The sequence below is a fragment of the Pseudomonas sp. CGJS7 genome, from assembly GCF_036961695.1.
The window spans coordinates 25,397-38,832 of record NZ_JBAMDI010000077.1 but is presented as its reverse complement, the minus strand read 5'-3'; the positions used below and the strand labels follow the sequence as shown (position 1 = coordinate 38,832).

The 13,436-nt window shown below is 57.5% G+C and carries 6 protein-coding genes; 2 read left to right on the top strand and 4 right to left on the bottom strand.

All coding sequences use genetic code 11. The annotated features are described in order from the left end of the window. Nucleotides 1-24 precede the first annotated feature (24 nt). Both V7787_RS33745 and V7787_RS33740 read left to right on the top strand, forming a co-directional pair. On the top strand, nt 25-2,523 hold the full coding sequence (locus V7787_RS33745; RefSeq protein WP_064491460.1) for a fimbria/pilus outer membrane usher protein: 2,499 nt from the start codon (nt 25-27) through the stop codon (nt 2,521-2,523). Nucleotides 2,524-2,590: 67 nt separating this feature from the next. Continuing rightward, nucleotides 2,591-3,670, top strand: coding sequence for a fimbrial protein (locus V7787_RS33740; protein WP_104887221.1), 1,080 nt, complete (start codon nt 2,591-2,593; stop codon nt 3,668-3,670). A 75-nt stretch (nt 3,671-3,745) separates the two neighbouring features. On the opposite strand, the gene V7787_RS33735 is transcribed toward V7787_RS33740, so the two are convergent. The 4 genes from V7787_RS33735 to V7787_RS33720 are packed head-to-tail and all read right to left on the bottom strand — an operon-like array spanning nt 3,746 to nt 13,436. Continuing rightward, nucleotides 3,746-7,639, bottom strand: a complete 3,894-nt coding sequence (locus V7787_RS33735; protein ID WP_336091722.1) for an RHS repeat domain-containing protein — start codon at nt 7,637-7,639, stop codon at nt 3,746-3,748. Between the two features lie 27 nt (nt 7,640-7,666). Further along, nucleotides 7,667-8,158 carry a hypothetical protein gene (locus tag V7787_RS33730; protein ID WP_104887219.1) on the bottom strand — a complete coding sequence of 164 codons (492 nt, stop codon included), beginning with the start codon at nt 8,156-8,158 and terminating at the stop codon, nt 7,667-7,669. 58 nt (nt 8,159-8,216) lie between these two features. Next, the gene (locus tag V7787_RS33725) at nt 8,217-11,114 is read right to left on the bottom strand and encodes a hypothetical protein (RefSeq protein WP_104887218.1); all 2,898 of its coding nucleotides are present in this window, start codon (nt 11,112-11,114) and stop codon (nt 8,217-8,219) included. Nucleotides 11,115-11,144: 30 nt separating this feature from the next. Next, nucleotides 11,145-13,436, bottom strand: a complete 2,292-nt coding sequence (locus V7787_RS33720) for a hypothetical protein (protein WP_104887217.1) — start codon at nt 13,434-13,436, stop codon at nt 11,145-11,147.

Below are 13,436 nucleotides of genomic sequence, written 5' to 3'. Positions count from 1 at the left end.
CCGGCTACTCCTGAAGGAACCACAATGATCCTGCAACCCCACGGGTGCAGGCGTATTCGCCTGCGCCACGTTTGCCCAATGGTTCTCTGCCTGGCGTCCGGCAAGGTGCTGGCAACACCCACACCACCGGTAGGCGCCGAGTTCGAGGCAAGCTTTCTGTACCTGTCCCCTGGGCAGCCCAGGACGAACGCCGCTCAGGCCCTGCACGCGCTGTCCGAACAGCAAGAGTTGCCGCCCGGGCGCTATCCCGTGCAAGTGCTGGTCAACCTGAGCCCCGCCGGCGTGCATGAACTTGTGTTCGAGCCGCCAGCTGGGGATGGGCAATTGCAGCCGTGCCTGCCCCCCGGCCTGATGGCCGAACTGGGGCTGCGACTGGATGCCATTTCTGACCCCACCACACTTGAAAACGCCTGCCTCGACCTGCCCAGGCTGGTGCCGGGCGCACGCGTCGACTTCGATGCCAGCCTATTGCAACTGGCTATTTCCATACCGCAAATCGCACTGCAGCGCGATATGGCAGGCCAGGTAGACCCGGCGCGCTGGGAAGATGGCATACCGGCCGCCTTCGTCAGTTACCAGGCGGCCACGCAGCAAAGCCAAAGCCGCGGACGCGGCAGCCAGAACAGCCAGGATTTGTTCCTGAACAGCGGCATCAACCTTGCCGGCTGGCGTTTGCGCAGCAACCAGTCCTGGCGCCGCGACGAGCAGGGCCGGCAAACCTGGGACCGTTCCTACACCTACGCCCAGCACGACCTGCCAGGCAGTTGGGGCAACATCACGCTGGGCGAAACCTTCACCAGCAGCGACATATTCCGCAGCGTGCCAGTCACCGGCGTGCGGCTTGCCTCCGATTTCGACATGCTGCCTGACGCGGTGCGCAGTTATGCCCCCACCCTGCGCGGCGTGGCGCAATCGCGCGCCAAACTCGAAGTGTGGCAGAACGGCTACCCGATCTACTCAACGTATGTCAGCCCTGGCCCGTACGCTATCGACGACCTGAACGTGGGCGCCACGGGCGAGCTGGAGGTGGTACTGACCGAAGCCGATGGCCAGGTGCGGCGGTTCATCCAGCCCTATGCCAGCATTACCAACCTGCTTCGTCCCGGGGTCTGGCGCTACAGCACCACGCTGGGCCGCTACAACCCGGCCCAAAGCCATGATGACCCGCTGCTGTGGCAAGGAACAATGGCATTGGGCATGGTCTGGAATGCCACCCTGTATGGCGGCTTGATGGCCAGCCAAGGCTACACCGCCGGCGCCATCGGCATCGCCCGGGACCTGGGGGCAATCGGGGCGCTTTCCTTCGATATCACCCATGCACGCAGCGATATCGCCCCCATGGAACATCGTTCCCTGCAAGGCATGAGCTATGGTGCCAGATACAGCAAAGCCTTCAACAACGGCACACACTTGCGCTTTGCCGGGTACCGCTATTCCACCCAAGGCTATCGAGACTTCGACGAGTGGGTCAGCCAGCGCAGCAGCGACCGATTGTTCCTGGGCAGCCGGCGTAGCCGAATAGAGGGCTCGATCAACCAGCGTGTGGGCGAGCGCAGCACACTCAGCCTTACGCTTTCGCAGCAGGATTACTGGCAACGCAGCGATAGCCAGCGTCAGTTCCAGCTCAATTTCAACACCTCGCACAACGGCGTCAGCTACAACCTCTACGGGTCGCAATCACTGACGCAAAACAGTTCGGGCAGTGACCGTCAGTTCGGCCTGAGCATATCGCTGCCGCTGGAGTTCGGCCGCAGCAGCAGTTTAAGCCTCGACTTGCAAAACTCTGCCCACGGTACTTCGCAGCGGGCAGCGTTGAACGGCCAAGTGGACCGCGTAAGCTACAATGCCACAGTCGCATCCAGCGAACAGCGGCAACAAAGCGCCGGCCTGTCCGTGGCCTACCAGGCACCTCAGGCAACCCTCGGCGCCGGCCTGTCAGTATCGGATGACTACAGCAGCCTGTCGCTGAACATGAGTGGCGCGGCATTGCTGCACGCTGATGGTTTGGAATTCGGGCCCTACCTGGGCGAAACCATTGGTCTGTTGCATGTCCCCGATACCGCTGACGTGGGGTTACAGAGCCACGGCGCCGTGCGCACCAACACCAAAGGCTATGCCCTGGTTCCCCATTTGCGTCCCTACCGGCTGAACCAGCTCGTGCTCGACACCGACCGGCTGAACCCGGAGGTCGAGATCAGCAATGGCATCGCCAATGCCATACCTCGCCGCGGCGCAGTCATCAAAACCCAGTTCCAGGCCCGTCGCGCCAACCGTGTGGTGCTGACCCTTGCCACCAAAGACCAGCAGCCTTTGCCCTTTGGCAGCCAGCTCCACGACGCCAATGAAAACGTGTTGGGCATGGTCGGCCCGGCAGGCCGCGTGATGGTGTCTGTTGCCGACGGCCTGCAGCGCCTCGAAGCCCGCTGGGGCGAAGCGTCCGAAAACCGCTGCAGCTTCGCGCTGGACCCGCAGACCATTGCTCAACAGCAAGGCTATCGCGTGCTATCGCTGACATGTGAATGACTTCACCCGCGCCCTTCTCGCCATGCAACTCGTGCCCAGAACGGCCGCTCAACACCAGGAACCGCGAATGAAACGCCTCATGCCTTGGGCGCTGCCCATAGCGCTGCTCAGCAGCTATCAAGCCCACGCCGCCGACCGCTGCAATTGGAACACTGGCAGCCAGCCAATGACCATAACCCGCATACTCAGCGGCGTGATGCATGTCCCTGCGAACGCCGAGCCAGGCAGCGCCATCGGCACACCCAACCTGTCCTCGTATACCCAGTCCATGCCACGATCGGAACTGCTCTGCTTCAACGATGGCGACGTACTCTGGCGTTTCGACATGAACGCCAGGGATGTATTTCCCGACCCGCTCCCCCCCGTTGAAGGTGAGCCCTCCGATGGCTATATCCTGAAAACCAACATCGACGGGGTCGGCGCGCGCATCCGGCTACGTGCACCTTTCAACGGCGCAGTCCCCACTTTCTTCATGCCAGAGGGTGGCCCACACAACCCTTTCATCCCGATGCGGTCGACCATGCAGGCCAACAACCAGCTTGGGGGCTTCAAGCTCAGCGGTATCACGAGCGAGGTCACCCTGGTCAAAACGGGGGATATTGCCCCCGGCCAGCATACGGTCGACACCGAATTGTTCACCGGGCATTTCGATGCCACAGGCTTGGGCCTGGTACTGCGCTATCGGTTACAGGCCCAGGTGTTGCAAACCCAATGCGCCCTCATCGGCGACCCGATAAGCGACACCCCCGTAGAGCTGCAGACATGGGACAAATCGCATTTCGTCGGCAAAGGCACCACAACAGCGACCGTGCCGTTTTCAATTACCCTGAGCAACTGCAAGACAGACCCGGGGGGACTGACCATGGCAACCATCGAACTCGACCCCACCAAGGGGTCGACCCCCGTACCGGGGCTGGACGGCGTATTCACGCTCACCACTGACTCCACGGCGGAAGGGGTTGGCATCCAGGTGCTGAAAGATGATGGCACCCCCCTACCGCTGCAACGGGAAGAGCACCTCCAGCCGATCCAGGAAAACACCACCGTGCTGAATTTTGGCGCACGCTTCTACCAGACTGACGAGGCCAGCGCAGTCGTTGCCGGCGACGCGTTCGGCGCTTTGAACTTCACCCTTCGCTACCGTTGAACCGAGCGGACAAAACGGCGCCCAATGTCCGTTAAGAACTTGGGCGCCGGATTGATCCAGGTTCAGGTTGCAGTATCAAGCCTCACTCTCGGTCGAACTCAGAATATTCTGCGGGTCATAACCGTACAGGCACTCCCCTTTTTCAGGGTCTGTCACCTTGATCAGACGGTTGAGCGCATCATATTCCAGAATACGACCAGCTTCGTCGTGTGTCAGGTTGCCATTTTCATCGTAATGAAGCTCTGTATAGGTGGGCTCAAGATCGTCGACTCTGTTTTCAATGCCTGAAAGCTGAGCAGGATCCGCAGGGTTTTTGAAATGGTAGATCGCCAGATTACGCCCACCGCCGTCATATTGCGTCACCACCTGACGAATGTTATCCACCGCGTCAAAGCCAAACACCTGGCGGGCTATCTTCTTGCCATGAGGGTCAATTGGGCACAGGTCGCCCTCGCAGTTATAATCGACCAGCCGACCGCGCAAATCATACCTGTACGTTTCTTTCCGCAATACGGTGGGCGGTGTCGCAGGGCCTTCTGCAAGAACGCGCTCAATGATGCGGTCAAATTCGTCATATTCCTGGGTCAGTACTTGCTCGGGCCCTTGGCTGAAGGTGAACGTTCGCGAACGCTCGCGCTCCAGATCATCATATTCCAACGTCGTTTTAAGCGTATTGACCGGTTCGCTTGATGCATCGGTGGTTGCATAGCTCGCTGTACGCCCTAGCTCGTCGTATGCGAATTGGCTCGACAGGTCTCCCAGCGTGGTGGTATCAAGTCGACCCACATTATCGTATTCATTGATCTGGGTCTGGTTCAGCACATCCCGGTACGATTCGATTCGCCCCCTGTAGCTGTAGCCATACTCCATGTCGTAATTACCACGCGTTTCAACGCGTACTTCACCCGTGCTGTAGTACGTGCGCGAAATCGATTGCCCTTGGGCCTCGACACAGCTTTCCAGGCGTGCGTTCTGCTTGTCGAATACATAATTGGCTTCTTTGCCCCCCAGTCTTCGTAGCACAGGTTCTTCTGTGAGGTAGGGACGATAATCGTATTCGATAACACCCAATGGCGTGCTTACCTTGTTGGGTTTGAGCTCACCCGTCTTGTATTCATATTCCTGTAAACGGCCACCGGTTTTCGACCAATCCATCAGGTCCAGGCCGTTGAAGTGTTGCTCACCCAGCAGCTCAAGGTCATTCACCCGAATGGTGATGGGTAAATCCTTGTCGGTGTGTGCCGCAAAGGTTCTGTAAACAACCTCATCCTTACGTAGTTCATGAGCCAGCAGGCGATCGAAACCATCGTAGGTGAATTTTTCTCTCTGCTTTTGCTCCGCGTTACCCAGCCCTGACTCTTCCTGATGTTTGCGACCCAATCCATCGTATTGGGTCAGCGTTTCGCTCTTGAGTACGGTTTCCTGTTCATCAGTCGGCTTCTCCTTCACCCACCGTCGAACCTGCACAGGCAACTCAAAGCGGTTCAGCTGGGTTTCAGTGACCCCGGTCTTGGCGCCGTTTTCCAGTTCGTTCCCCTCATCGTCCAGCACCTTCTGCCGCCACTCGCGTTTGATCGGGCCGGTTTCTCCATCGCCGATCGGGTTGGTTTGCGCGAACTCGCCGACGCCATCAGGGCCGATGACACATAATTGCTCACCCCAGGCATCGTACTTGTAGCGGCTTTTCAAAGGCAGGTCACGGCCCTTGAGCCAGTCAATTTCAGTCTCTTCCAGCAACCTGCCCCATGCGTCGAAACGGGCCGTGTAGATGGGTTTGGTATTTCCTTTGGGCAGACCATTGTCCGGGTCTTCCCGTTCTTCCCTGATCGTGCGATGAGCACCATCGAAATAGGCCACAGTCATCACACCCTTCACATCGTATTGTGTCTGGGTGGCCTGAACGCCCTCGTCGTTGCTCAGTTGGTATTCGTAGCGTTTAAATGCCTCTTCTTCCTTGCCCGGGCTGACGATCTCCCGCTCGACGCGCAGAAGTGCGTCCCATACGGTCATGATTTCCGTATTGGTTTCATCACGGCTGAGCACCGTTTCTCCCGATGCCAGGGAGCGCTGTACTCTGATTTCCTTGCTGGTGCCGTCGTAGCCGGTCAGTAGCTGCTTGTCCTGCAGCACTTTCATGGTCCCCTTGACCAAGGGGCCCCGACCCCTGGCAGCATCCCAGCTGAGTGTTTCGAAGGTGTAAGTGTGCGCCATCAGGGTGTCGAGCGTGTCCGGTTCGTTCGGTTCACCCTTTTTCGGGTTCGGGTAGCGCGTTTGCTGGCTCTTGAGGCGGCCATGTTGCAATGGTTTATCAGCCTCATTGCCCGTTTCATCCTTAGCCTGCTCAAAAGCATGGTGTGTAGCTTTTGTTTCATTGCCACTGGTATAGGTTTCCACCTGCACTTCCAGCCAGTCCTGCTGCTGGGTATGCGGTTGGGCACTGGTCAGCGTTGGCAACTGCTGATAGGTGTAATGCGTGGTGCGTACCGGAGCACTGCCGGGATAGCCGGCTGCCGGCTTCTGGATTTTTTCTTTAAGGTAGGTAACGAAGCCTTCTGCATGGCCTGGGAAGCCCGGCTCTTCTGCCTCATACCAAGTGTAAGTCTCTTCAATACCAGTGACGGCCCTATGCGTCTTCAGGTTGCCGTGATCGTCGTAGGTGCTGGCTTCCGCCAGCCTGAACCTGGCGGACGGGTCGTCCTTCAACCACCAGGACGTATCGATGCTGTGGACCAATTGACAATACTTGGGCTGCTCCTTGAACAGGGCGCCAGGCTTGAGGTTATACCCCGTCTGGACTTCCTTGATCTGGTTGCCGATAACTTCGGTTTCGTCGGCATTCAGCGCCTCGCCTACATAGGTCGTTTCCCTGGTAAGCAGGTGGAACTTGTTGAACTCGCGGACGGTGCTGCGTACGGGCTTATCATCAACCCAGAGTGTCTCTGTGGTGGCATAGTCATAGTCGATGACCTGGCGGAACAGATTGTCCAGGCCATCGTTTACCCAGGTCAGCGGTGCATTGCCACCCAGGAAATTGTAACCGTTGCTGGAATAGGTATAACGCGTGTCGATCGAGGGTTGCTCATGGCCTGGGTGCTGCACATGCCGGGTTACCCGAGGCAACGGGTCCAGGCCCGAACCGATCGGGAACTGGTGGCCGCCATCACCATAAGTGAGTTCATCCTTACCGTCCGAAGGGGTGTAGACCGTGCTGATGCAATCGATATTTCTGATGCGGCTATACGTAAAGTGCCACCTCGGCGGTTTTACAGTGCGCAGCCCGGCGCCGCCCTCCGGGTTGTCGATGGGCAGCTCGATGCGGTCCACCCGGTTGCCGGTACCCAGCACCAGAGTATAGGTGGCGATACCCGTATCTGTTGGCATCGTCAACTGCACGTTGTCATTGCGAACGACTTCCAACAACGTGTCATTGCGCATGTCGGTAATCTTGGTCAACATCGGGAAGCCGTTATGAGTGCCGTATTCCAGGTTCAGCCAATGGCCCTGGCGACTGAAGATGCGGGTCGGCACTGCCCTGACGTTCGGGCTCGAACCTTTTAGCTCGAGCACTTCCACCACGCCGGAGCGGTGCACCACCCGCCAGCGGTCTTCAGCGTCCTCATAAAGGTGGAACGTGTCGATCTTTTTCTCGGACATCGTCAACTGGTTGGTAGTGCCGGCACGGCCATCGGCTTTGAACGTTTCGCCATTGGCCAGGGAAATGATCCGGCGGTTCTGGGCAGGGTCGAATTCGGTGGTGCGCAGGTTCCAGCCTGTACCAAAACCACTGTCGGCAAGACTGAGCGGGCTATAGCGCAACGTCACGTCAAACTCGGGCCCCGACTGGTCGTTGCCCGAAATGCTGCGAAGCTTGGCGGTGAAAGTGTACAAGCCTGTGCGTGAATCGACGCCGCCCGTCAAGTGGCTCATGAAATTGAAGGCGTTGGAATGCACCGAACGTTCATCGGACATCATCGTTCTCCTTGGAGTAGCTCGGGATTAGAGGTCGATTTTGACGCAAGAGAGTTTACCGCCCACTTGTTGATCATCTTCATACTTCTTTAAATCAAGAAGAATACCGGCCGTAATAATAGAATTTACTGGGGCCGGCGCCAAATCTGCAATCTTTCGCCATGTGGTCGTTGTCGGCTGTATATATGTTCTAATTTTGAACCACCACGACTTTTCATTGCGGCAATCAGCCTCGGAGTACAGTGTAATCAATGTACCCGACGGGGCGTTCTCGATTCGATACCAATACATATCGTCGTTTTTACAACCCTCATCCGGAAAATCATATTCATGAGGTCCATCCGGTTTGATTTCGATTGAGCAGGTATTTCCAGAATCAGGCTCATCCTTACCTCCCGCTAAATACAGTTGTGCCGTGCCTTTCGTCTCAGAAGGCTTGTCAAGTGCATAAACACCTGCGGCCACTGAAAGCAAAGCTGAGAGCATAACGACACGCCACGCAGACTGGCAGAATCTCATGATTTCACTCCTTTCTATATATTGAACAGGCCGCCCGCGCAACAGGTGGCCCATCCGCTTAAACTGGTGTGAACAAAGTATGTTCGATGTAGTTTCGATGACCGAGCGTAGTGGCGCCTCTGTAGGCGAAGCGCCGATAATGGGCATTACCCTGTCGATCCCGTAGCAAAACCACTATGGATCTCGAAAGCTGATCACGCGTAGCGTTCTCTCCCCCGACGTAGAGGAAATCCATCACCCGATGATTAGTGATTACCAAAGTGCCCTGTTCAAAAGCATCGTCAAATACCGTGCTTTTCAGTTCCTCTCGGCCGGACATGAGCTTTGACAAGTTCTCATCAAAGTCGATCGGGACGCTATTAGGCACCCCCGACTTCCATTTATCGGCGTCCTTGGCTTCGCTGTCCCGGAAGATAGAACCGGTAAAACTTAACATTACCTCGTTTTTGTTTTGGGACTCCCAACGAATCATGGAAGTGCTGATATGGGGGTCTGATTCGTTACGCGCCAGAAACTCGATGGTTTCGAAGCGGCTGTTAATCAACTTGAGTATCCAGTAATCCTGCGTAACCAAATTATAATCGAACGCCGGGTCACCGGGTTCGTTAGGGAGACCCGTACTGCCTTCTACGCGCACGCGCGTCCAAGAATAGTGTTGTTCCCCGAAGTCAGGAGGTAATTTTGGCGTTACTTCAATCGTGGCCCCCACGCTGCCGCTGTTATCATCGGATTTATAGGTCCCCCCCGTGTCGGCCATGAACATGCTGTAGAAGGTGGTGGCCTGCCCCGCCCTCGCCTTGGTATGAAGGTAGAGATCCTGCCGGGTTGTCGTCTCTTCGTTTCTGGCAGGAAGTGCCTCGGCCAATTGCGAATACACCAAATCAAAACGGTTAGCCACGCGACGGGTACCCCATTCCCTCTTGTCAGCTGCATCCAAGCCGCCACTGGGGTTGTTGTGATCAGGCAGCGAAGCCACTTCCTGTTTATCTTGCTTGATGGTCAAGCCGATGGTGGCGCGTTCGTCTTCAGTCAATTTGTAGTATTGGCCATCCACAGGCTCGGTTTCGATAACTACCTGCAGCCGTAAAGACTGGAACCCGTTCCTCAGCAGTTCGCCCTTGGCACCTTGCTCGGTCCCTCCCGGTACGGTGATGGTATAGCTCGTCAACCTGACCCAGGAGCCTTCTTCCACCAATTGCGCTTCGCCAAATTCGAGCAAGCTGTAGCCTGACGCCAGCACCACGCCATTCTCCACCAACTCGCAGGTCACGACACTGGCGCCCTGTTCTTCACCTGAAGGGGCGATATAGTTACCTTCGCCATCCAGGGTACCCGGGCCGATCAGTTTCCAGCGCCGACGTGCGTCTGGCAGTAATTCCGGGTCTCGCTCTATCAGCGGCACGACCTCACCTGGCTTCAGGCCGGTTGCACGTACAGGGTCGATGACCATCGATTGCAAACCATTGAGCATGACCAGTGTCGACATACGCTGCTGGCTGCCTGTGGCTTGCACTTGCTGGACAGTCAGCTGGCGCCGGCTGGCGGCCTTTTCGGCGGTATAGGAATTTCGGTGGCCGTTGGTCTGCGCAAGCTGACCGCGCGGCTCTCCGAGCAGCGACCACTCGATATTGCCCCCCGGCATGGCCGCGCTCAGTGCAATCGGCGTGCGCGCTGCAAACACACCCACCCGCGGCGCGATCTGCACCTGCTCGAACTGCACGATCAGTTGGGTGGTCACGCGATGCGTTTTCTTACCATCGTCAGAATCAAGCTCGGCTGTAATCAAGATTGTCAGGCTGTGATGGCCAATATCCTCAAGCCCAACAGCCTGGTAGAAACCATCAGGGCCGATTTCACCATCGCCCACCGCCAAATGGCTCTGGCGGCTGCGGGCATACCATTGGCTGGCTTGCACCTCCTCCCCAGCCTGATCGCGCAGGGTAAACTTGACTGATCCGCCCGCAGGCACGGTAGTGGTGGGCGAGTCGATGGTATATAACGGGGGTACAGCGACAATATTGCCAAATACTGCGAGGTCGTGCGGGGTATGCCGTTCGCGCTCCTCGAACTTGTGCAACGTCCCGAACAGTATCGATGCCAGAACATCCAGGTTGTCGTCACGCACATGGCCTAGCAGGGCTTTGTCCACAACGATGGTTGCCGAATAAAGCTCGCTTCCGTCTTCGTCCAGGTCATCGGGAATCAGGTAGGGAAACAACTTTGGTATCTGGCCTGGCTGCGTATTTGCCCGCAACTGAATGAAGGTGAGTACCGCACCGTCGCCATAATTGTCCGCCCCCAAGACGTTGGCGCCTGGCGCCGGCTGAGTCAGGATAGTGAAGTTGACGGGCGACAAAGCCGAGTAGCCTGAGAAGTCAATCATGCCCAGTTCGAACTGGCCTTGGTGCGCGGGTAACCGTTTGAACCAATCCTGCATGGCGGCAGTGATCAGGCCATTGAGGTGCTCGTCTTCACCCCCCAGGTTGCAGCTGAAACTGGACGCCTCCGCCAGGTCTAGCGAGACCCTCCCGCGCCGGTCGATCTCGCCGGTCACCAGCTTGAGGTCGACGTTCATCACCAGCGAATAACCCATGGACGCATCGATGATGAAGCGCGTCTGCAGGTTCTCTGCCAATGGCGATTGACGCCTGTAGACCCCGGCCAGGATAGGGAAGGTCAGCTGTGCTGTGGAGTTCTCCAGCGACGCATTGGCAAATGAAAGCAGCGGCGGGCCAAATTCGATCTTGCGCAACACACTTCGTGTGCGGATATGGTCTTCATGGTCGACATCTGCATTGAACAGCGGAACGAAACTCAACGCACTAAAACGCTGTTTGTATTGCTCGAGCAGCACGTCGTTAAGGCGCGCGCGGCTGAACGCCGCAACGGCACCCCAACCTTCTGTGATGTTGTGCTTGTCCATCCGCTGCAACACATAGGAAATGGGGTTTGACATGTCATTCTCCTGTCAGTGAACGCGAGTGGGTCATACCGAGCGCGTCTTCGATGCCAGCATCTGTTGGCACAAGCCAGTAAAGCGGCTGGGCTGCGAGGGCATGACCAGGTGCCCTTCAAAGAGCCCGTACCCCTCTGATTCATGGGAGGCAATCACCACAATGCCGGGGGATTGCGGCCCACTCTGCGCGGGCACGTACAGGCCGGTGTCAGGGTCGATTTGCCCCGTCCCCACTGCCAGGCGCCACTGTGCGGCCACCGGGTCTTTGTTCGAACCTACATAAGCCTCAAATTGCATGCTGCCATCGCGCTGGGGTGCAGTGGCCAACGTCACCCTGAGCATGGGCTGCCGCAGGGTGACCAGCGCATGTACGGCCTGCTTGCCGGCGGGCTCTTCGAGCTCCACCTCAAACGATTCCACCCAATAGGTTTGTTCTTCGTTCGAATCGGCTGCCTTGGCCGTGTAGCGGCAACGACGCCCCTGGTCTTCTTCCACCTTCTCGCCGCTGTACTTAGGGTCAGGATTGACCATCGTCCATTTCAGCGGTTTGGTGTCGAGGGACGCTTCGTCCAGCACCCCTGCATTCAAAAGGCGCTGTGTGCCGGCTTGCATCACGGTGATGAAGGGGTTGACCGTCAGTGGCTGGCGCAGCACCGTAACGACGGCAACGCTTCTCTGGCCAGCCGCGTTGGAGGCGATCACCAGCACTTGCCCCGAGCGCCTCTGCAAGGTGTGCGCAGGAGGTGCCCGGAATTTGCCATCGACGAAGCTGCCAGGGTCGGAAGGCCCGCCAGGGAGGGTTTCCAATGTCCAGGTCAGCGCCTCGTTTTGCGGGTTATCCACTATGAATTCATGAAAGCCGCCCGCGAGCACATTCACATCGTCATCGCGAATGCGAAACGCAGCATCGTGGCTCAGCGAACCCGAAGCCAACAGCGCACCGGGAAACGCCAGGTCGGCAGGGTTGAACTTTATGGTATGGCCACCCCCGATTGTCAGCGCTTCCATCCACTGCTCCGGGGCTGCAGGGTTGAGTTTTTTCGCAATCGCCAGCAGGATTGCCCGCTTCACCGCGTAGGCCGCAAAGTCCCCTGCCTGCAAGCGCAGTTCCTCGTATTCATCACCCTCGGGAAGGCCGCGCCGGGCATGGGCTTCCTGTGCTTCCGGCCAGGGGGAGAAAAACTGCCCCTCCAGCAAGCCCTGATCGTTTTCAATGTTGGGTAGCAAATAGAAACGGTGTCGCAGTGACAGGGCAAAATCCGCCTTGAACTCCGAAGGGACCTCTTCACCCTTGGCTAGGCAGCTGAAGTCAATCGTAGCCTCGCCATGCCACTGCAAGGTGATCAGGTCCAGCTCGAAAGTGGCTGCAACCCCACCTGCCGCCCCTATTTGGAAGGGCTTGGCGGCAAAGATATATCCTTGGGACTCATAATTCGTAGGCGGTATCTGCAAGGTGCCCGCTTCAGCAACCACCTCGACAAGCCGCCCGTCTTCACTGCGGTGGCTGAAACGCCCCCCGTCCAACAGCTGGGTGAAACCAGCGAGGAAGGCATTACGGTGTAGCACACGTGAACTGAGCAACTGCACCGCATCTTCTGGCCCAGGCGGGTCTGGCAGCAGACGTGGGAAATCGCCATTGATATTGGGCAAGTCCCCCGCACTGCCATATTGCGAAGAAGCAAACACGACCAAGGTGTCACCCTTGTCCTGGGCATCCGCCTGTGTGGCAAGCTGGGCAACCCTCAATTCAAGCTCCGGTTGCCCCTGCAACCCCTTGACCAGCGGGTACTCAAGTTTTTCGGCCTCTACTGGCAATTGCTGACGCAACCAGGCACCCGCCAACAGTTGTTCGCTGTCGTACTCACTCACTGCAAGGCGCATGTCTTCGCCTTTGGACACATCCAGCACCAATGCGCCATTCTTGAAATCTGCGCTGGCTTGTTGTTTAAGCTCAAGGCCTTGTAGCGCATCATGCTCGGATAGGCTGAGCACTTTATTGCCGCCTTCGGTCATGACAAGGGTTCCACCATGCAAGTTGGCCACCATTTCCAACCGGGTGCTCTCGTAACTCGCGCGCTTAATACCCACTTGTGGCCCTGACAACTGGTACCCTGCAAAGTGGTAAACGATATCGCTCATGTCAATTTCAAGCTGGCCAGATAAACCTGCAATTTCGTGTCCCTGGCTTAGATGGGTGGCATGGGTTTGCCGAAGCGCGGTATTGCCTGCGGTCAGGCACACGCCCGTAATACTGTCCCATTTCATCAGGTCCGGGTTATCGACCAACCAATCACCCAGCAATGACGGTTTGTTCATGCTCAT

Bases quoted from the DNA above. Each gene is read 5' to 3' on its own strand.
- V7787_RS33745 (WP_064491460.1), top strand. From the start codon at position 25: ATGATCCTGCAACCCCACGGGTGCAGGCGTATTCGCCTGCGCCACGTT.
- V7787_RS33740 (WP_104887221.1), top strand. From the start codon at position 2,591: ATGAAACGCCTCATGCCTTGGGCGCTGCCCATAGCGCTGCTCAGCAGC.
- V7787_RS33735 (WP_336091722.1), bottom strand. From the start codon at position 7,639: ATGTCCGATGAACGTTCGGTGCATTCCAACGCCTTCAATTTCATGAGC.
- V7787_RS33730 (WP_104887219.1), bottom strand. From the start codon at position 8,158: ATGAGATTCTGCCAGTCTGCGTGGCGTGTCGTTATGCTCTCAGCTTTG.
- V7787_RS33725 (WP_104887218.1), bottom strand. From the start codon at position 11,114: ATGTCAAACCCCATTTCCTATGTGTTGCAGCGGATGGACAAGCACAAC.
- V7787_RS33720 (WP_104887217.1), bottom strand. From the start codon at position 13,436: ATGAGCATGAACAAACCGTCATTGCTGGGTGATTGGTTGGTCGATAAC.